Here is a 22,055-nt window from a genome sequence, read left to right as displayed (position 1 = left end):
GACTATGGAATTGATAAATGAAAATAAGAAGATGCAGCAGCTGATAGGTTCAACTCTGCGCATTGGTGTAATGACGGCATGTTGCATTGCCATTCTTGGTGGAGCATACTATTTGATTAGCCACGGTTCTGAGCCAATGCCTGATTACTATAAATTTCATGGTGAACCGACATCATTGACTTCATTGAGTGGCATATTTGGTGGCTTGATTCATTTAAAGGCTGCAAATTTGATACAACTAGGAGTATTGGTTCTTATGCTTACTCCAATAACCAGAATCATACTTTCACTGTTTGACTTTGCACATCAACGTGATTGGCTATATGTCGCCATAACAACAATAGTCTTTCTCGTAATATTGTTAAATTCGCTTGGTGGAATATTATAAATAAATATATTAATGCAGGAGTTAATCTCCTGCATTTTTTTATAAATACCTTATATCAGTCTTATTCGATTTGCTGTTTTTTTATAGCAAATTATCTTTTCATAGAAAACGGCATGTAGAAAAATAATATAAACGAACATGCGATATGTTATGAGTTTTATAAACGTGTATTCTGTCTTATCATATGCTATTACTTGTTTTATCGGACAGCAATAATAACTTTATCAAAAGTTAGCACACGATCCTCCACAAATTTAGTTCATTCCGTTAGTAAAATGATGAAACCAACTGAGTCATGAGTATCTAAAATATTTTTTTATTTTTAATTTTCTGATGCCGTTTCCTACATGATTTCACCAAACGCATTGTTATCCAATACGTTAGCTAATGTATATAAGTCCGTTCTTATACATTTTATGGAGTGATTAGGGCCTAATCACTCTGTTGTCCTACATGCTTTGCAGAGTAATAAGACCCTTATTACTCAAAGGCGCACCGAAAAAGGTGATTTTATTTTTGTTGTGCTCCATACATTTTGACTATAATAGGAATTGATTATAAACATTTGAAGTTATAAATTCTGAAACACTATACACATTTTTAAGCTGTTACTGATAATCAGTATAGTTGCATGAAATCCTTTACTGAAAAGATTGGCATATCAAAATGCTATATAAATCCATTTGTTTTAAAATTTTATTTACAAATAGATATAATATTTCTAGCTTTATAATTCGAAAGAAAGGCATTACTGTGATTTACTTTACAGCCAAATACACGACTTGATGGTGGGACAAAAAAGCGATTTGGGTATTATACTTTGATCGATTCTCATCGTTTTAGGTATAAATACGCGTTTATAATGTAGGAACCATGTAGGAAAGATGTAGGAAAAGGCACTCATATACATCATATAAACTATTGATAAATAACAATTTAAGTCAAAAATGTAGGTAATGTAGGTTATTTTTCTTTTTTTCTGGAATCTTTTTCTATTTAGGGGTAGTATTCTCCATAAATATCCCTTGATTTTAAGTCATTTTACACTTGCTTTATTAAAAGATAATCTTTTAATTACATTGATTTTATTGACGTTTTGTCTTTATTACATGAATATAGGCTGCACTCAACATTGTTCAAGTAAACTTGGCTCTCACTTGCAAGATGTTTAAAAACTTTTATTGCTATCCGATAAAAAGTAAAATAGTCATATAATTAGGGCTGATTCCATTTGCAGGAATCAGCCCTTTTTAGTTACTTTGCTTTTACCACAAAACAAATTTATAACCATGGGCAAAAGTACACATTTTGGGCTGAACTTAGAAAAGAATTCAGTCTTTTTTTGTAATTACTCAAAAAGTTTTATCGGACAGCAATAATAAAAAATCTGTCAAACTATTAGTTCATATTAGAAAATGTTGTATATTTGCTATTGATTTTTATTACATGGATATGGTGTGTAACATTATTGTAACTATAATGAAATAGATATAAATAAACAAAGCTGTATCTTTGCAACATCACAAATAATAAAGACATGACAGAAAATAATTATCGTATTCTTGTTGTTGATGATGAACAGGACTTATGTGAAATTCTGAAGTTTAATTTAGAAACCGAAGGATATCAAGTGGAGACTGCTAACTCTGCCGAAGAGGCTTTGACTATGGATATAGCCGGCTTCGACTTGTTGTTGCTTGATGTTATGATGGGAGGCATCTCAGGCTTCTCAATGGCTAAGACTATAAAGAAAGAGCCTGCAACTGCTAATATTCCTATCATATTCCTAACAGCTCGTGATACGGAAAACGACACCGTAACAGGATTCAATATTGGTGCCGACGACTATATATCTAAACCATTTTCAATTAGGGAAGTGATGGTAAGGGTACGTGCTGTTCTGCGACGGACTTCTGATGAAGGAACTGCTTCTGTTGAACCGCAATTGCTAAGCTACCAAGGACTCGAAATGAATCTTAGCAAAAAGACAGTGGCTATTGATGGAGAGAACATTCCTTTCACTAAAACAGAATTTGAACTTCTGCAGCTGCTTCTAGAAGAACGTGGAAGAGTATTTTCTCGTCAAGAATTAATTGACCGAATTTGGCCAAAAGACGTATTGGTGCTTGATAGAACTGTTGATGTAAACATAACACGACTTAGAAAAAAGATTGGTAGATTTTCTAAATGTATAGTCACAAGGCTGGGATTTGGGTATTATTTCGACTCATAAAGCCGACCATAATAATATAATATAGCAAAAGAATGAAGAGAATATCCGTAGGAACAAAACTTCATCTGACCGTAATGTTTGTTTTTCTCTTATTTGCCGTGGCATTTACTTTGTTTCAGCATGTTAGAGAAAAGCAATACAAGATTGATAATCTAGAAATACGTCTGCAATCTTTTAACGAGAGTATGGACGATGCTTTGCATTATATTGGCAAAATAGATGAGAAGACTCTTGATGGTTACGTGAGAAGATATAATAATTCCGACCTTAGAGTAACCCTTATCACAGCAAAAGGAAAGGTGATTTTTGACAATATAAGAAAAGACTATGCCAACTTTGGTAACCATGCAAATAGAAAAGAAGTGAAGTCTGCACTTAGATATGGCTATGGTTCAGAAATAGACCGTAACAGTAGTACGCTGAAAAAAGAATATTTCTATTATGCCACATATTTTAAAAAAGACGGCTTTATTATACGCAGTGCGATGCCTTATGACAACTACCTTTCTGAATCGTTGAAAACAGATCAGCATTATATTTGGTTCTCTCTTACTGCAATAATTATTCTTACATTAGTACTCTATAAGTTTACTGGTCCTCTTGGACGAAATATTACTAAGTTGCGTAGCTTTGCAAGTAAAGCAGATCATAACGAGAGCCTTGACACAGAAGATCTTATGGAGTTTCCAGGTGACGAACTTGGTGAAATTGCTGAGAAAATTATTAAGTTGTATAAACGGTTGCAGTCTACGCGAAAGGAACAGGACATACTGAAACGACAATTAACTCAGAATATTGCACACGAACTAAAGACTCCTGTCGCAAGTATACAGGGATATCTTGAAACAATTCTCAATAATCCTAATATAAACGATGAAACAAGATTGCAGTTTATGCAGAGGTGCTATGCACAAAGTCAGAGGCTAACGGCATTACTTCAGGATATATCAATGTTGAACCGTATGGATGATGCTCCTCATTTGATAGACTTTACTAGTGTGAATATATCACAGACTGTTAAGGATATTATTAAGGATACGGAATTGCAGCTTAGCAGTAAAAAAATGACGTTTAAGAACCTGTTGCCTGATAATATTGTTGTCAACGGTAGTCAAAGTCTCATATACAGTATATTCCGTAATCTTACAGATAATGCCATTGCCTATGCTGGATTAGGGACAGAGATAACTTTGAGTGCAACAGACAATATAAACGAATGGCAGTTTGTATTCAAAGACAATGGTATAGGTGTCAGGCATGAGCATCTGGCACGACTGTTTGAGCGTTTCTATCTAGTAGACAAAGGACGAAGTCGAAAGATGGGAGGTACTGGTTTGGGACTAGCTATTGTAAAAAATGCTGTGCTTCTTCATAAGGGAATGATAAAAGTCGAAAATAGAAAAGAGGGTGGACTTATGTTTACTTTCTTCTTGAAAAAATAAAATAATAAAGGCTGATAGAGTTTTTATCAGCCTTTATATTAAATTTATAGCGGTGCTGTAAAAAGATAAGTCCTTATGAGCCAATAGCTGAAAATACCAGCAATATATCCGATAAAGGCTATCCAACTGACTTTCTTCATATACCAACCAAAAGTAATCTTTTCTAATCCCATTACAACAACTCCGGCAGCACTGCCGATGATTAATATGCTTCCACCTACTCCTGCACAATATGCAAGAAGCTGCCAAAACAATCCGTCAACGGCAATATCACCAGTAGGTGCGATAGGATACATGCCCATACATCCTGCAACCAAAGGTACATTATCAACGATACTTGACACGACACCAATGATTCCTGTTACAAAATAATGGTTACCATTGAATGTGGTATTAAGAGTAGAACCAAGTGATGTGAGGATTCCGACTTCCTCAAGACATGCTACTGCCATCAATATGCCGAGAAAGAAAAGTATTGTTGTCATATCTATGCGAGACAATAGATTGCTTACTCTTTTCTGGAATGTGACTTCGGAATTTATCTTATGCAAACGGTGATAGAATACTTCTGTGATTGTCCAAAGTACACCGAGGACAAAGAGTATTCCAATAAACGGTGGAAGATTTGTCAATGACTTGAATACAGGAACAAACATTAAACCGCCTACACCAATGAAGAATATTACCTTGCGTTCTATGCTGGAGAAATCTAATCCTTCTCCCTCACGCTTGTCATTAGCAACAACATTATTGTCTATTAGTTCACCTTTGAGCTGAGTTTGTAATATAAGTGCAGGAATAACAAGAGAAACTACTGAAGGAATAAATACTTCTGATATGACGCCTAGCGCTGTAATGACTCCCTTATTCCATAGCATGATTGTCGTGACATCGCCAATAGGGGAGAACGCCCCACCAGCATTGGCGGCTATTATTACTAGGGATGCGTAGATTATACGGTCCTTATGTTCGTGAACCAATTTGCGCAAAATCATAATCATCACGATACTTGTGGTGAGGTTGTCGAGAATAGCCGAAAGGAAGAATGTCATAAAGGCTATTTTCCATAGCATTCCTCGTTTGCTCTTAGTAAACATCCTGCTTTGAACCCAATTGAATCCTCCATTCTGGTCGACAATCTCAACGATAGTCATTGCTCCCATAAGGAAGAATAGGGTAGTACTGGTGCTTCCCAAGTGCCGTTCAATTGCATTGCATGCTTCATTAACTAATTCATTGCCAGTAAAGCCAGAAATGTAACTCCCCGGATTGATCATGAACAGTGCCCAACATGCAACAAACATGAGCAGCGCTACGGCTGCTTTGTTGACTTTTGTAATACTCTCAAGGGCTATAAATAGATAGCCCAGAACGAATACTACAACAATAGCGATTGTTAAAGAACTCATTTTCCTAATTATTAATTTGCAGTTATGAGTAATTTGTTTTTTAGTTCACTGACAAAGGTAATGTAAATCGAAGATAATACAAAATAAATTTTATTTATTTTATTGTAAAGATGTGGTGTGTCTTATTAATAAAGATACTTGAAATGAGTGGAAATGCAAAATTAAAAACAAATTTTCCTTTGCATTTACGTTCGTTTCTATTATCTTTGTAGCATGAATACTCCAAATACTGACAATGTAAAGATGAGCGAAAACATAATTATTGCTGATGCTGATTATGTGGATTCTGTAGCTTTCAACCTTATCGTAAATTTCGAGCGTATGATTGGACGTGCCATTCCAAAAGCTGACCTTAGCCAATGGGCTGTTTGTGTCGCTCTTGATGGAGGCGTTCGTGAGGGTAAAAACGATACTCAGATAGTACTTGTTCATGAGAAAAAAAATACATCCTTGGACAATTTCAAACCTTCTGATTATGAAAAGGATTTAAATTCGAAAGCTTTTAATGACGATAAACTCGGTGAGTTTACATTTACTTCAGTTGAAGTAGGCGATGTTGTGAATAAAGATGAGTATATTGAGAATGTACTTAAGACCGTATTGCAACATGAGGAAGTGAAGAGAGTCATGATTATTCCTGATAGTGAAAAAAGTGATATTTGTTCTCAGATAAGAAGTTTACTGCGTAATGTGGAAGACGATAATAAACGAATAACGATGTTTGCTATGCAACCTATTGAAGGTGGTAATTTCCGTCAGGAGATATTGGGATATTCGTTGATGAATGCTCTTGGTATTCGTGCTAATGAAATCAATGGCAAATAAGCAGAATAAAAAATAAAAGATATAAATATGAGTAGAGTTTTAATGATTGGAGCCGGTGGCGTTGCTACAGTAGCGGCTTTTAAAATTGCCCAGAATACAGATGTGTTTTCTGAGTTTATGATTGCTTCTCGTCGCAAGGAGAAATGCGACAAACTGGTAGAGTCTATTCACAAAGCTGGTCTGAACATGGATATCAAGACTGCTCAGGTGGATGCTGACGATGTTGAACAGTTGAAGACCCTCTTCAATAGTTTCAAACCCGAACTCGTAATTAATCTGGCTTTGCCTTATCAGGACCTTACTATTATGGATGCATGTCTGGCTTGTGGATGTAACTATCTTGATACAGCCAACTATGAACCAAAAGATGAGGCTCACTTTGAATATAGCTGGCAATGGGCTTATAAGGATAAATTTGAAAAAGCTGGACTGACCGCTATCCTTGGATGTGGTTTTGATCCTGGAGTAAGCGGAATATATACTGCTTATGCAGCAAAGCATCACTTCGATGAAATTCAATATCTTGACATCGTAGACTGCAATGCAGGAAATCATCACAAGGCTTTTGCTACAAACTTCAACCCAGAGATTAACATACGTGAAATCACTCAAAAAGGATTGTATTATAAGGACGGAGAATGGATTGAAACAGATCCTTTGGCTGTTCATAAAGATCTTACATACCCTAACATTGGTCCACGTGATAGTTATCTTATGCATCACGAGGAACTTGAAAGTCTTGTAAAGAACTATCCTACTATCAAGCAGGCTCGCTTCTGGATGACTTTTGGTCAGCAGTATCTTAACTATCTTGACGTTATACAGAATATAGGAATGTCACGCATCGACGAAGTTGAATATGAAGCACCTCTAGCAGATGGCTCAGGAAAGACTACTCGTGTGAAGATTGTTCCGTTGCAATTCCTCAAAGCAGTATTGCCTAATCCTCAGGAACTAGGTGAAAACTATGAGGGGGAGACCAGTATAGGTTGTCGTATACGTGGCATCAAGGATGGAAAAGAACATACATATTATGTTTACAACAATTGTAAGCATCATGAGGCATACAAGGAAACAGGTATGCAGGGTGTGAGCTACACAACTGGTGTTCCTGCAATGATAGGCGCAATGATGTTTATAAAAGGTATCTGGAAAAAAGCTGGTGTGTGGAATGTAGAGGACTTTGATCCAGATCCATTCATGGAACAGCTAAATAAGCAGGGACTTCCTTGGCATGAGGAGTTTGATGGTGATTTGGAATTATAATCAAATTTAAATAAAATAGTCTACCTTATATCATATTAAGGTAGACTTCAATACTATATAATTATGGCAAAAGAAACAGATCAGGCTGCAGCTCAAAGCGATAAACTGAAAGCTTTGCAGGCAGCTATGTCTAAAATAGAAAAAGATTTCGGCAAAGGTTCCATCATGAGAATGGGGGACGAAAAAGTCGAGAATGTAGATGTTATTCCAACGGGTAGCATTGGACTAAACGCTGCTCTTGGTGTTGGTGGTTATCCTCGCGGACGTGTGATAGAAATCTATGGTCCAGAATCTTCTGGTAAGACGACTCTTGCCATTCACGCTATCGCAGAAGCGCAAAAGCAGGGTGGTATTGCTGCATTTATAGATGCAGAGCATGCCTTTGACCGATTCTATGCACAGAAGTTGGGTGTTGATGTGGATAATCTATGGGTCAGCCAACCAGATAATGGAGAGCAGGCTTTGCAGATTGCTGATGAACTTATCCGTTCAAGTGCTGTTGATATTCTTGTTATTGACTCAGTTGCCGCTCTTACTCCTAAGAAGGAAATAGAGGGTGATATGGGTGATAATGTTGTTGGTCTTCAGGCTCGACTTATGAGTCAGGCTTTGCGTAAGCTCACTTCTACAATCAGCAAGACAAACACTTGTTGTGTATTTATCAATCAGTTGCGTGAAAAGATTGGTGTGATGTTTGGAAATCCAGAAACTACAACTGGTGGTAACGCATTGAAGTTCTATAGTAGTGTTCGCCTTGATATACGTCGTGTTACAAGTATCAAAGATGGCGATCAGGTTGTAGGTAATCAGGTGCGTGTTAAGGTTGTTAAGAATAAGGTCGCTCCTCCTTTCCGTAAGACTGAATTTGAAATTACTTTCGGTGAAGGTATTAGTAAGGTCGGTGAGATTGTAGACTTGGGCGTAGAATATGGCGTTATTCAGAAGAGTGGTAGCTGGTTCAGCTATAATGGTTCTAAACTAGCTCAGGGACGTGATGCAACGAAAAATTTACTGAAAGATAATCCAGAACTCTGTGATGAACTTGAAGGACTTATCATGCAGGGAATAGAAAACAAGAAGTAATATCTGCTTGCATTAGATATAATATAAAGTGGGATTTGATTTATATGTCAAATCCCACTTTTTTGTTCTTTGTGAATTTATGCATGCTTGATAGCTGGGGCGTTTAGCCATTTTCCACGGAAAAGACGTACAAGGAATAATATTCCACGTGTAGTTAATTCTATTGCCATAGCAAACCATACACCTTTTAGTCCGTATTGTGAAGCCAATATGTATGCTGTGGTAAGACGTATGCCCCACATCGTACATAGATTTATAAGTACAGGTTTGAATGTGTCTCCTGTACTAACACATACACTGTAAGCTACGATGCTTGCTGCAAAGAATGGTTCTGCAAAAGCCTCTATGCGTAGACATTGAGCACCCAAATCTTGGATTGCACGGACACTAGATAAAATAGACATCATCTCTGGTGCAAATATATACATTATAACTCCCATGAACGCCATGACTGCCATACCAAGTCCTACAGTCATGTGGGCGAAATTTTTGCAAAGGTCTTTACGTCCAGCTCCAAAAGTCTGACCTACTAAAGTACTGGCTGCATCACCGATACCATATCCCGGCATGTAGCACAAACTCTCTACAGTTATGGCGAATGAATTTGCAGCTATAGATATGTTACCCAATGGAGCTACTATCATAGTACTTATAACTTGAGCACCACTCATAAGTAGAGCCTGTAAGGCTATAGGACCGCTTATCTTTGCTGCATTACGTATGTAATTCCAATTCCATAAAAACTTAACATGATCAAGGTTTAATGCTAAAATCTTACTCTTACAAGTTGCTTGCCATACCATAGGAAGCACTGTAACAACATAAGCCAACAGGGTGCCCAATGCTGCTCCTGATACTCCTAACTTAAATACATAGATAAATATGTAATTGAATACAATATCAAGCAAGCACATAGTTACTGAAAGTATGCTTGGAATTTTCATGTTGCCAGATGATTTCAACATGGATGACGACATGAAGTAGAGAAGCACGAACGGTAAAGCACAAGAGTATATGAGGAAGTAGGCTGATGAATTTCCTGCGATATCAGAACCGCCACCTAACCAATATGGTAAATGAGTGTGTATTGCTATTCCAATACCCATCATCAGCAGACTGAAAATTAATCCGCATATCAATGCATGACGAAACACTTGGCGAGCCTTGAAGAAGTCGTTGGCACCAATGAAGTGTGCTACTTGAACTGAAAAACCCGTAGATAAAGCGCCAAGCATGCTACCCATCAGCCATGTGGTACTTTCTATGATACCAATGCTTGCTGAAGCTTCTGCACCAAGATGTCCAACCATTGCTGCATCTATGAAAAACATCATTACGGATGTAATCTGTGCTAAAATGGAAGGTATACTCAATCCTATTATAAGATTGAGCTTTTCTCGTTGTGCCATTGGCTTACCATTTCTGATGTTTGCCAATAAAGCGTCGCTTTTTCTGTTGCTTAACATAAATATCTATTGAAACTGCAAAATTACGGTAAATACATCGAATTTCAAAATAATAGATGGTTTTTAAATTACCACTATTACAGATATATACAAAAAAAACGATTCCAGATCTTTGGAATCGTTACTCTCAAATTTATACTAATACTATTGTCTTTTTCTATATAATCTGTTATCCGTATCTGAAGCAATCTTTATATACCTCTAAAAAAACTTATGCCCTAATTGAAATTAATGAAGTGCCTAATTATGGGCTTCTACTAATACCTTTTCCTGAATTCTCTTTACCTTGACCAATACCTAGCGTTATCCTTAATCAAATTACCTTGTCTTTTGACACTGCAAAGATAGTAACTATAAATCATTCGATCATATTTTTCTTTCTTTTTATTCTTAAAGAACTAGCATTCTTGATATATATCAAGATATGTGTTCGCACACAATGTTAAATATATCGTATTATGCATTGTTCTACATTTATATTCTGCATTATAAAAAAGCGGTGACCTACTTATAGTAAGTCACCGCCATATATCTTATTATATATTATATATCAATGAATTATTCTCATTTATCTATCCATGTGTTATCTGTAGCCTTAGCTTTGAAACTAGGGACTGTTACGCCAACATGATAATAGCTCACTAGCGTAATGTCGAATATAAGGGTTGAATACCCTGGTATTCCAGTGCTACCGCTTGAACCATAGCCTAACTGATATGGAATATAAACTCTCCATCTGTCACCTATATGCATATTCTGCAATGCGGTAGAAAAACCGTCAACTACATTACTAATGGCAAACTTTACCGGTACATTTGTAGAAGCATTATATTCATCTGTATTCCAACTTTTGTCGAATACGTATCCTTCAGGATAACTTGTAGAAGGTAGCAGACGACCTTCATAATGCACACGAACAGAGTCTGTGTATATTGGGCTTGTCGTACCTGTACCCTTTGTTATTACTTGAGCCACAATATAATCTTCAGGATTATTATGAATACTATCCTGATAAGACCATTTCTTTATGACCTTCCATGAATCACTACCGGATGCTACATATTTCACAGCCTCAGCATAAATGCTGTTGAATTTGCTTTCGTTAGTAGCTTGCCAGTTAGGGAATTCTTCTACAGTGTTGTTGTTTTCGCTGCACGATGAGAATCCTGTGATTGACATCACTAGCAGCATGATATATAATATATGATATTTTTTCATTAGTCTATATTCAGTTTCTTAAGAAGATTGGTAATGCTTACGCGATCTTCCATTAATGAACGCAAATCATCAATATCCACACGCTCTTGTTTCATCGTGTCACGATAACGCAAAGTAACTTTGTGGTCATTTGGCGTATCATGGTCTACTGTTACACAGAAAGGAGTTCCGACTGCATCCTGACGACGATAGCGCTTACCGATAGAATCCTTAGGGTCACCATAATGTGTATTGAAGTGGAACTTAAGATCGTCAACAATCTTTTGAGCCAACTCCGGCAGACCGTCTTTCTTATCAAGTGGGAACACTGCACACTTAACAGGTGCCAGCGCCTCTGGTAATTTCAAGACAATGCGTGTTTCACCGTTCTCAAGCTGCTCCTCTGTGTAGCTGTGACAAAGTATAGATAGGAACATACGGTCAACACCAATAGATGTCTCAACATCATACGGAGTGTAGCTTTCGTTCTTTTCAGGATCAAAATACTTAATCTGTCGACCGCTGAACTTCTCGTGCTGGCTCAAGTCAAAGTTTGTACGTGAGTGGATACCTTCAACTTCCTTAAATCCGAAAGGCATCTTAAATTCTATATCAGTAGCTGCGTTGGCGTAGTGAGCAAGCTTCTCATGATCGTGGAAACGATAGTTTTCTGCACCCAAACCAAGAGCCTCATGCCATGCAAGACGATGTTTTTTCCAATATTCAAACCATTTCATCTCAGTTCCTGGCTGGCAGAAGAACTGCATTTCCATCTGCTCAAATTCACGCATGCGGAATACGAACTGGCGCGCTACAATCTCATTGCGGAAAGCCTTACCAATTTGTGCGATACCGAAAGGTAATTTCATGCGGCCCGTCTTCTGTACGTTAAGATAGTTTACGAAAATACCCTGAGCTGTTTCTGGACGAAGATATATCTTGTTTGCCTGATCGCTAAGTGAACCGACTTCTGTAGAGAACATTAAATTGAACTGACGTACGTCCGTCCAGTTCTTTGTGCCGCTGATAGGGTCTACAATTTCTTCGTCAAGAATAATCTGCTTTAATGCCTCAAGGTCTGGACCTTGCATAGCCTCTGTATATCTAGCATGGAGATTATTGCGCTTCTCCAAATTCTCAAGTACGCGTGGATTAGTCTCACGGAATTTAGCCTCATCAAAAGAGTCGCCAAAACGTTTCTTTGCCTTTGCAACTTCCTTCTCGATTTTTTCTTCGTATTTTCCAATCTGGTCCTCGATAAGGTTATCGGCACGATAACGCTTCTTAGAGTCGCGGTTGTCAATCAATGGATCATTGAATGCATCAACATGGCCGCTTGCCTTCCAAACGGTAGGATGCATAAAAATACTGGCATCAATACCGACGATATTGCTATGAAGCAATACCATACTTTTCCACCAGTATTCCTTAATATTATTCTTAAGCTCAACACCATTCTGACCGTAGTCATAAACAGCTGCTAGTCCGTCATAAATTTCACTGCTTGGGAAGACGAAGCCATATTCTTTACAATGACTTACAATCTTCTTGAATACATCTTCTTGTGCCATAATTACTAAGTGTTCAAATTTTTGTGCAAAGATACAATATTTATAATAAAAAAAGCCCTATTTAATTATTAATTTAGTTCTACTTTAAGGATAAATAAGACATTTATCAATTTTTTTTTGTATCTTTGCATCATTCTATTTTCCATATTAAATCAAGACTACGACAAAAATACATACATGGACGATAACTATAAAGACAATAATGATATTGTAAACAATGAGGATGAGGAATTGACGGATAATGCGCATTCCGATTACAAACCGGTTGATAAATTTGATGCGTCTGCCGTTCATCATCTCAGTGGCATGTATAAGAATTGGTTTCTAGATTATGCCAGTTACGTAATTTTGGAACGTGCCGTGCCGCATATTGAGGACGGACTTAAACCTGTGCAAAGACGTATCCTACACTCTATGAAGAGGATGGATGACGGACGATACAACAAGGTGGCTAATATCGTGGGACATACTATGCAGTTTCATCCTCATGGTGACGCATCTATTGGTGACGCACTCGTGCAGATGGGACAGAAAGATTTACTAATTGATACGCAGGGTAACTGGGGTAACATCTTAACCGGTGACCGTGCTGCAGCTCCACGTTATATTGAGGCACGCTTATCAAAATTTGCGCTTGATGTTGTATTTAATCCTAAAACTACCGATTGGCAGTTGAGTTATGATGGACGTAACAAGGAGCCTATAACACTCCCAGCTAAGTTTCCTTTGTTGCTTGCGCAGGGGGCTGAAGGTATTGCCGTAGGTCTTAGCAGCAAAATACTTCCGCATAACTTAAATGATATTTGTGATGCCGCAATCAACTACCTCAGTGGAAAAGATTTCCATATATATCCTGATTTCCCCACAGGTGGAGCTATTGACATCAATAAGTATAATGATGGGCAACGTGGCGGAGCTTTAAAGGTTCGTGCGAAAATAGAGAAACTTGACAGTAAAACTCTTGTTATACGTGAAATACCATTTAGTAAGACTACAACAACTCTTATTGATAGCATACTTCGCGCAATTGACAAGGGAAAGATAAAGGCAAAACGCGTTGATGACAACACTGCTGCCGAGGTAGAAATACAGATACACCTTGCACCAGGTGTTTCCTCAGACAAGACTATTGATGCACTTTATGCATTCAGCGACTGTGAAATAAACTTATCCCCTAACTGTTGTGTAATTGAAGACAACAGACCATGTTTCCTAACGGTAAGTGATGTGCTTCGCCATAGTGCAGAACGTACAATGGGACTGTTGCGCAAGGAACTTCAGATACGTCGCGGAGAATTGCTTGAACAGTTGTTCTTTGCAAGTCTTGAACGTATATTTATTGAGCAACGAATATATAAGGAAAAGAAATTTGAACAGGCTTCAGATATGGATATAGCTATCGCTTTTGTAGATGAGAAGCTAACTCCATTTAAACCAGACTTTATACGTGACGTTACACGTGAGGATATACTCAGACTTATGGAAATAAAGATGCAGCGCATTCTTAAGTTCAATAAGGATAAGGCAGAGGAACTGCTTGCAAGGATTAAGGCTGAAGTTGCTGATATCGACAATGACCTTGACCATATGACAGATGTAACGATTAACTGGTTTAAGTTTATCAAGAATAAATATGGTGCCGATCATCCTCGTCATACCGAAATACGCAGCTTTGACACGATAGATAGTACAAAGGTCGTTGAAGCTAATCAAAAATTGTATATCAATCGTCAGGAAGGCTTTGTCGGTACAGGATTGAAGAAAGATGAGTTTGTATGTAACTGCTCTGACATAGACGATATCATCATATTCTATAAGGACGGATTGTTTAAGGTGGTAAAGGTTGCCGAAAAGATATTTGTAGGTAAAGGTATCATCTGGTTGCAAGTGTTCAAGAAAAATGATAGACGTACCATATACAACGTTGTATACAGGGATGGTAAACAGGGCTGTTATTATATCAAGCGATTCAATGTCACTAGTATAACACGTGATAGAGATTACAACTTGACACTTGGCACTCCTGGATCAAAAATTATGTATTTTACAGCTAATCCAAATGGAGAAGCTGAGGTTATAAAGATTACTCTCGATGTTGATCCAAAACTGAAACGACAGAATATATTCCGTGAAAAAGACTTTAGTGAAATCATGATAAAGTCTAGGTCTGCAAAGGGAAATCTTCTATCTAAAGTAGGAATACATCGCATAAGCCTGAAAAATCATGGTCATTCAACTCTTGGTGGTCGTAAGGTTTGGTATGATCCAGACGTGAAACGAATCAACTATGAAGAGCACGGATATTCATTAGGTGAATTCTTTGATGAAGATCGTATACTAGTAGTGCTCAAAAACGGTGATTTTTATATCACAGACTTTGATGCAAACAACCATTATCCTGATAATATTTTGCGTATTGAGAAATGGAATCAACACAAAATTTGGACAGCAGTTTTGTATGATGCTGACAATCAAGGCTATCCTTATGTAAAGCGATTTACGATGGATGCAATTAAACGACCTCAAAATATGTTGGGCGATAATGCAAACAGTCAACTCGTATTGCTCACAGATACATATTATCCCCTAATAAAAGTTTCTTATGGAGGTAACGACTCTGTAAGACCAGCAGAGGAAATAGACGCAGAACAATTCATCGGAGTTAAGGGATTTAAGGCAAAGGGTAAGAGAATTTCCACTTGGGAGATTGACTCGATAACCGAACTTGAACCAACAAGATTCAGTGAAGAGGAATATACCAAAAATGAAAACACTGAAAATGGAGATGATGATGAGGAAAATCTTGACCCAGATGCTGGTAAAAGCCAGCAACAAATAATCGATGAGCAGATAGGACAGCTCAGCTTATTCCCAGAAGACAATGAAAATAAAGACGATTAAAAATAGGATTCTTCTCATGTTGCCAATATTAATGTGCAACATGAGTATGAATGCGCAAACAGACTCATTGATGTTTGGCGATAAGTTTATCACCAACCGCAAGATGATAGGTATAGGAACGACAAATATACTTGATACTTATCTAAGCCCTGAAAAATACACTGGTACAGATGTAAGATATATGAGTCATACATTAAGACAGAGACAAGGAAACAGATTTATCTATGAACTTGTTCATCAAGGTAATATTTCATATATTGATAATCGTTCTGGAGACGGAAAGGAAATGTCTGGCAACTATAATTTTCAATATGGTGTGCATTATCTATTTAATACTTGGAATATAGGGAGCAATCAGCTTCTGCTTGAAGCAGGTGGAAACGTAGAGGCAAACGTTGGATTTATATACAACACGCGCAATGGAAATAATCCAGCACAGGCGCGTGCGTTTATAAATATTGTGCCAACAGCAGCGCTTGAATATAATTTCCATAACCCATTTCATAGTGGGGCATATCGTGACTTTAAACTAAGATATGAAATAGGTATTCCTGTTGCAGGAATAATGTTTAGCCCGAATTACGGACAGTCTTATTATGAGATATTCTCTGAGGGAAACTACGACCACAATGTCTGTTTCACGCATCCCGGCAATGCCCCATCGTTACGCAACATGCTAACTTTTGATTTTCCGCTATTGCATTCCACTTTTAGCATAGGATATCTTGGCGAGTTTCAACAGGCCCGTGTGAACAACCTTAAACAGCATGTCTATACTCACGCCATAATGATTGGAATAGTGAAGACATTTAAACTAATTAAAGTAAGAAAATGAGATATTATTCAATAGGCATATTTAAAAAAACTAATATATCATTATTGATTTTATTTGTTTTATTCTCACTCACTTCATTGACAGGCTGTGTAGACGAGGATCAGTATGCTGACAATCCCAAGGGAAACTTTGAAGCTCTTTGGAGTATAATAGATCAGCATTATTGTTTTTTTGACTATAAGGCTCAACAATATGGACTGGATTGGAACGAAGTCCATACAAGATATGCCAAACAGATAAATGGAGAAATGACTGATGCACAACTCTTTGAGGTTCTTGGAAACATGCTTAGCGAACTGCGTGACGGACACGTTAATATGTATTCGAGTTTCGATGTTGCAAGAAACTGGTCGTGGCATGAAAACTATCCAAGCAATGTTAGTGACTCGCTTATAACAAAATATCTTGGTACCGATTATAAAATTGCCAATGGCATGAAATATCGAGTACTTGATGACAATATTGGCTATATACGTTGTTCAACATTTGAAGGCAAGTTGGGTAGTGGTAACCTTGATGAGATAATGTCAAGCTTACTGTTGACGCGTGGATTGATTATTGACATAAGGGATAACACCGGTGGAATGATGACCAGTGCAGAGGAGTTTGCGGCAAGATTTACCAACAAGAAGCTTCTGGTTGGATATATGCAGCACAAGACTGGTAAGGGACATGATGATTTTTCATCATTACAAGAACAATATCTAGAACCTAGTACGGGGATACGCTGGCAGAAGTCCGTTATCATACTCACTAACCGTAGCGTTTACAGTGCAGCTAATGAGTTTGTGAAGTATATGAAGTGTTGTCCAAATGTTATGACAGTTGGTGATAAAACTGGTGGCGGAGCAGGAATGCCATTCAGCAGTGAGATACCGATTGGTTGGGGCATTCGTTTTTCAGCATGTCCTATATTTGACAAAAATAAAGCAAGCACTGAGTTTGGCATAGCCCCTGATTATAAAGTAGATATGACGACAACAGATTTCTACCATGGCAAGGATACTATAATAGAATTTGCGAGAAATCTATTGTCAAAATAACTATAATTTTCTCAATCATAGACTGAAGAACTTACTTGATTATTATTAAACTCGTTGCTGATGGGGTTTCAACTTTAGCATATCTTCTGGTATTGCTTTTTTAATACTATCGGTAATAAGTTGAAGTATCGTATTACGAATAAAGCTATTCGTAGTTATGATAATAATCTTTCTTGTAGGAGAAGGAATAGCGAATTGACGAACCAATTTTCTTTTATTTTCAGTCAATTGTGTAGCGGCAAGTTCAGGAATAAAAGTAACACCACGCCCACCTTCAACAATGTGCATGAAAGTCTCTATACTTCCAAGACGATATGCGCGTTCACTTATTGCAGCATGTTTCAAATGGCAGAACTTCTGCATTTGTTTGCTAAGACAGTGACCTTCACCCAAAAGCCATAAGAATTCACCATTCAGATCTTTATCTTTTATGGTCTCATTATTTATAAGTTTATTATTTGGTGATACATATACGAAGAGCTCTTCATAATAAAGTTCTGTTTTTACAAAATCATCCATTCCGTCGAGGTCTGCAACTATACCTGCATCAATATCACCATGACGCAAAGCTTTCTTAATATCCTCGGTTTTCATTTCTGTAATTCTTACATCCATTTCTGGGTGCTTATTTATCATCTGTGGAAAGAAGCGAGGAATCAGATATGGTGCTATTGTTGGAATTATGCCCAGATTAAATGTTCCGTCAACAGAATTCTGTTGTTCATTTACGATATCTTTTATACGCATAGAACTAAGTATGGCCTTTCTTGCTTGTTCTAATACAATCTTTCCAATTTTGGTTGGTTCCAAAGGATGCATCTGGCGGTCGAATATCTTTATTCCAAGTTCATCCTCTAGTTTCTGAATCATTGCGCTTAAAGTTGGTTGCGTAACATTACAGTAATTTGCCGCATTTCCGAAATGACGAAAACGGTCTACTGCTATTATATATTCTAGTTGTTGCAGTGTCATAATATCATAAATTTCCTACAAATGTACACATTATAATTTAAATTTGATCACATAAAATAGATTTTATCAATATGCTCATAAATATTATCTGTTGGAGTCTATCGGGAAACATATTATCTTTGCGGCATGACATATCTTTAGTAAGATTTTAATTTTTCTATTGTTAGAAGTAATAGATTCAGCGTCTAGAGTATGTATATCGTTATTAAGGTCAAACTTTCTTGCGATTTCATTCTCAGAATTAGTTACAATAAAATGCTGAATTCTCAACTTAAAAGTGAATGAATAGATGTAGTCTAAAATAGCATGGTATTAGACTAATGGTGTTTGTGAAAAATATGAATATAATAAGAATACAGACACTAGGAACATCCTCAGTATGTAAGTTCGACTGATTAAATGATTGATTATATTTCTAGATATCACCCCATGCATTATTGTACGAATAGTTGTTGGGATAACAACAATATTAAACTTACAATTGACAAAAGTAAATAAAACTCTTTGCATACGAGGATTAGTATTTCTATAAAAAATAGCGTGCTGCATATAAGCAGTACGCTGTTTTTTTTGATATCAATATATGTAAGTCAAAAATTAAATCGTAATTTCTATTTTGACTTCATCGTAATTTCTATACGGTTATTAGGCTGTAGCATTTTCATGGCAAAATTACGTATATCATTTATGGTTAGAGATTTTACTCTCTGTAGATAGTTATCATCAAAATCTACTTTATTAAACAATTGATTATAAGCAATGTAATTCCAATAGTCATTTGTGATTTTAACCTGTCCGTATGTCTTATATTCATATTCTTTTACCTTGTTTAAGTTTTCCTCACTAGGACCATCTTTTGCCAATATATTCAACTGCTCATATATAATAGGAATAAGAGTTTGGTATTTTTCAGGATCAGTACGGAAACTTATTTTCATAAGGGCTTCTGCGTATGGATACTTTTCAAGTTCACCATTAACACTTACTCCATATGTGCCTCCTTTTTCTTCACGCACTTTCTCCGTATACATCATACGGAGAATTTGGCTCATAACGTCAATAAGTAATGAATTCTCAGCATTATATTCTGTCTTGGCCTTTATAAAGATACTTGTTAATGAAGATGGAGTAGACTGTTCCTTTTGAAATATATGAGTTTCATTTACATCACGTATATATACGTGATTATCTTTTATTTGTTCATTACTTTTATAACCTTTCAAACTTGCCAAATAATTACATATAAGAGGGCGAACAGTATTCATGTCTATATTTCCTGTAAGGATGACAGAGAAATCTGAAGCATCAGCAAATCGTTCTTTGTATATTTGCATAATTCTATCATAGTTCACTAAAGACAGGTTCTCTTTCTTTATTGGTGCCATTCTTGGGTTGTTACCATATAGTATTGAAATGATAGAATCATTATATGAAACATTAGGATTTGCATCACGATTGGTTAGAAACTCACTCTGTCTATTCATCAAACTAGCAAATGCACTTTTGTCTTGTCTTGGTGATGTAAAGTATAAATGAGCAAGTTGGAATAGCTCCTTCATATTTTTTATATTGCTATAACCTTTCAAACCTTCTGTTTCTTCACCAATATATGGTGAAAGTTTTACGGTCTTACCATCAAGTATTTTATCTAATGAGGTAGCATCAAAATCTCCAATACCACTCTCTGCTATTGCTGCTGTTATATAGTTAAGATTAGCCATATCAGATACTGGGTATAAAGATTTTCCGCCAAGACTAAATGCATAAAGATTAATTCTGTCTGCTTCAAAGTTGGTTGGACGAACGTACACCTTCATACCATTAGATAATGTAAACAATCTATATCCATGTTTCCATTCCTTTTCAGAGACAATCTTCCCTGCTTTAATCTTTCCTGAAATTAAATCAGCAGAAACGCCTTTGTCAACATAAGGTTCATATTTCTTGCTTTGGGCATTCTTTATACATGAAATAATATCGCTACGTGAAGGCATCATAAAACCATTTTTGTCTGGTCCATATATTGTTACAACTTCATTGTTGTTAGTTATGATATTATCAACAGCAGAATTAATATCTTTGAGGCTAATCTCTGAGTTTAATTTTGTCACTTCCTTTAGTTCATCCTCGGCAGACATCATAGGTTCTTCATCTAAAAAATTACGTAGACACATTTTTACGTAATGACCGTTACGCTTCTTTTCGCGGCTGTTGTATGCATTCTGTGCAAATCTTAATGTTTCTGATTTTGCTCTGTCAAGTTCTGACTGTGTGAAACCAAGATGGCGTGCGCGCTGCAGTTCTCCAATAAGTGCAGCGATACCTTCTTTTATATTGTTTTGCTTGCACATCATCGAACTACTAAAGGCATCTTTTGTATTTGATAAGAAGAAAGAACCATCACGCACTGATGAAGATAAGAATGGAGGATTAGATTGCTTGACAATTTCTTTCAATCTATCGTTAAGCATCTTCATTATAATTTTAGACTTGTAACTATCTTCGTAGTTAGATACTGAATTGTGTTCATTTCTAGGCGTTGCATCACGTTTCATATAGATGCTGAAGTTTACCGTTGGCTGCTCTTTATCCTTGGCAGTAAAAACAATGATAGAATCGTTGTTATTTACAGGATAGTATATTCGCTCAGCAGGATTTACCGGAGTTGGAATAGAGCCAAAGATAGTCTTTATTTTATTCTCAATACTATCTACGTTAATATCTCCAACAACGATGATAGCTTGAAGGTCTGGACGATACCACTTCGCATAATAGTCTCTAAGGTCCTTATATTTAAAATGGTCTACAATATCCATGTTTCCAATAGGCAGGCAATCTTCATATTTTGTACCTTTATATATCACGGGAGCTGCATCTTCCATCAGTCGTTGTACTGCCATTCCTGAACGTCTAGTACGCCACTCTTCATGAACAACGCCTCGCTCCTTGTCTATTTCAGAATCTTTGAGGAGTAATGAATGGCTCCAGTCGTGAAGAATGAGAAGGCATGAATCAACTATATTCATATTCGTTACCGGTGCAGAAGAAATATTGTATACAGTTTCGTCTACACTCGTATAAGCATTAAGATTTTGTCCGAACTTTATTCCAACGCTTTCGCACCATTTAACTACACCCGGCTTAATACTGTCACCAGGAAAGTTTAATGTTCCATTAAAAGCCATGTGCTCAAGAAAATGAGCTAATCCGCGTTGTTGCTTTTCTTCTAGTATAGATCCTACACGCTGTGCGATGTAGAAGTCGGCAACATTTGGAGTTTGCGTATTATTACGTATATAATATGAAAGTCCATTAGGAAGTTTTCCTCTACGTACATTCTTGTCTAGTGGAAGTTGCTCGGCTGCTTGCGAAAATACAGCAAAGGCTAGCAATATTCCGGTTATTAATTGTTTTCTCATAAGTT

The 22,055-nt window shown here is 36.8% G+C and carries 15 protein-coding genes; 9 read left to right on the top strand and 6 right to left on the bottom strand.

The window, feature by feature from the left end:
• Positions 1 to 4 precede the first annotated feature (4 nt).
• The 3 genes from prwr041_RS03245 to prwr041_RS03235 all read left to right on the top strand — a co-directional run bounded on the left by prwr041_RS03245 (position 5) and on the right by prwr041_RS03235 (position 4,063).
• A complete protein-coding gene (locus tag prwr041_RS03245) occupies positions 5 to 388 on the top strand; it encodes a DUF1634 domain-containing protein (protein ID WP_207154928.1) in 384 nt (127 codons plus the stop codon).
• Positions 389 to 1,925: 1,537 nt separating this feature from the next.
• The gene (locus tag prwr041_RS03240; RefSeq protein WP_207154926.1) at positions 1,926 to 2,621 is read left to right on the top strand and encodes a response regulator; all 696 of its coding nucleotides are present in this window, start codon (positions 1,926 to 1,928) and stop codon (positions 2,619 to 2,621) included.
• Positions 2,622 to 2,653: 32 nt separating this feature from the next.
• Entirely contained in the window at positions 2,654 to 4,063 is a 1,410-nt protein-coding gene (locus tag prwr041_RS03235) for a sensor histidine kinase (protein WP_207154924.1), read from the top strand.
• 44 nt (positions 4,064 to 4,107) lie between these two features.
• Here prwr041_RS03235 and nhaD read toward each other — a convergent pair whose 3' ends face one another.
• Entirely contained in the window at positions 4,108 to 5,472 is a 1,365-nt protein-coding gene (nhaD, locus tag prwr041_RS03230) for a sodium:proton antiporter NhaD (RefSeq protein WP_207154923.1), read from the bottom strand.
• Positions 5,473 to 5,685: 213 nt separating this feature from the next.
• Here nhaD and prwr041_RS03225 point away from each other — a divergent pair, with 213 nt between their 5' ends.
• From prwr041_RS03225 to recA, 3 genes are all read left to right on the top strand, one after another.
• Positions 5,686 to 6,297, top strand: a complete 612-nt coding sequence (locus prwr041_RS03225; RefSeq protein ID WP_207154921.1) for a DUF6621 family protein — start codon at positions 5,686 to 5,688, stop codon at positions 6,295 to 6,297.
• 27 nt (positions 6,298 to 6,324) lie between these two features.
• Positions 6,325 to 7,563, top strand: coding sequence for a saccharopine dehydrogenase family protein (locus tag prwr041_RS03220; protein WP_207154919.1), 1,239 nt, complete (start codon positions 6,325 to 6,327; stop codon positions 7,561 to 7,563).
• A gap of 63 nt (positions 7,564 to 7,626) precedes the next feature.
• Positions 7,627 to 8,646 (top strand): recombinase RecA, encoded by a 1,020-nt coding sequence (gene recA / locus prwr041_RS03215; RefSeq protein WP_207154917.1) that lies wholly within the window; start codon positions 7,627 to 7,629, stop codon positions 8,644 to 8,646.
• Between the two features lie 77 nt (positions 8,647 to 8,723).
• Here the strand turns inward: recA and prwr041_RS03210 are convergent, their stop codons facing one another.
• The 3 genes from prwr041_RS03210 to prwr041_RS03200 all read right to left on the bottom strand — a co-directional run bounded on the left by prwr041_RS03210 (position 8,724) and on the right by prwr041_RS03200 (position 12,880).
• Complete coding sequence (locus prwr041_RS03210) at positions 8,724 to 10,112, bottom strand: MATE family efflux transporter (protein ID WP_207154916.1); 1,389 nt, start codon at positions 10,110 to 10,112, stop codon at positions 8,724 to 8,726.
• A 564-nt stretch (positions 10,113 to 10,676) separates the two neighbouring features.
• A complete protein-coding gene (locus prwr041_RS03205) occupies positions 10,677 to 11,330 on the bottom strand; it encodes an FKBP-type peptidyl-prolyl cis-trans isomerase (protein WP_207154915.1) in 654 nt (217 codons plus the stop codon).
• Positions 11,330 to 12,880 (bottom strand): glycine--tRNA ligase, encoded by a 1,551-nt coding sequence (locus tag prwr041_RS03200; RefSeq protein WP_207154914.1) that lies wholly within the window; start codon positions 12,878 to 12,880, stop codon positions 11,330 to 11,332. The genes prwr041_RS03205 and prwr041_RS03200 overlap by 1 nt, the downstream gene beginning before the upstream one ends.
• A 177-nt stretch (positions 12,881 to 13,057) precedes the next feature.
• Between prwr041_RS03200 and prwr041_RS03195 the strand changes: the two genes are divergently transcribed.
• The 3 genes from prwr041_RS03195 to prwr041_RS03185 are packed head-to-tail and all read left to right on the top strand — an operon-like array spanning position 13,058 to position 17,659.
• On the top strand, positions 13,058 to 15,781 hold the full coding sequence (locus prwr041_RS03195) for a DNA gyrase/topoisomerase IV subunit A (protein WP_207154913.1): 2,724 nt from the start codon (positions 13,058 to 13,060) through the stop codon (positions 15,779 to 15,781).
• Positions 15,762 to 16,616 (top strand): DUF3316 domain-containing protein, encoded by an 855-nt coding sequence (locus prwr041_RS03190; protein WP_207154912.1) that lies wholly within the window; start codon positions 15,762 to 15,764, stop codon positions 16,614 to 16,616. Before prwr041_RS03195 ends, prwr041_RS03190 begins: the two co-directional genes overlap by 20 nt.
• Entirely contained in the window at positions 16,613 to 17,659 is a 1,047-nt protein-coding gene (locus prwr041_RS03185; RefSeq protein ID WP_207154911.1) for a S41 family peptidase, read from the top strand. Before prwr041_RS03190 ends, prwr041_RS03185 begins: the two co-directional genes overlap by 4 nt.
• Before the next feature lie 45 nt (positions 17,660 to 17,704).
• Here prwr041_RS03185 and prwr041_RS03180 read toward each other — a convergent pair whose 3' ends face one another.
• Together prwr041_RS03180 and prwr041_RS03175 are read right to left on the bottom strand one after the other, a co-directional pair.
• Positions 17,705 to 18,631 (bottom strand): hydrogen peroxide-inducible genes activator, encoded by a 927-nt coding sequence (locus tag prwr041_RS03180; protein ID WP_207154910.1) that lies wholly within the window; start codon positions 18,629 to 18,631, stop codon positions 17,705 to 17,707.
• 611 nt (positions 18,632 to 19,242) lie between these two features.
• Complete coding sequence (locus tag prwr041_RS03175; RefSeq protein ID WP_207154908.1) at positions 19,243 to 22,050, bottom strand: M16 family metallopeptidase; 2,808 nt, start codon at positions 22,048 to 22,050, stop codon at positions 19,243 to 19,245.
• Positions 22,051 to 22,055 lie beyond the last annotated feature (5 nt).

The organism is Prevotella herbatica, assembly GCF_017347605.1.
In the GTDB taxonomy this organism is placed as follows: domain Bacteria; phylum Bacteroidota; class Bacteroidia; order Bacteroidales; family Bacteroidaceae; genus Prevotella; species Prevotella herbatica.
The sequence above is the reverse complement of the archived record's forward strand: the minus strand, read 5'-3'. Positions and strand labels throughout refer to the sequence as shown.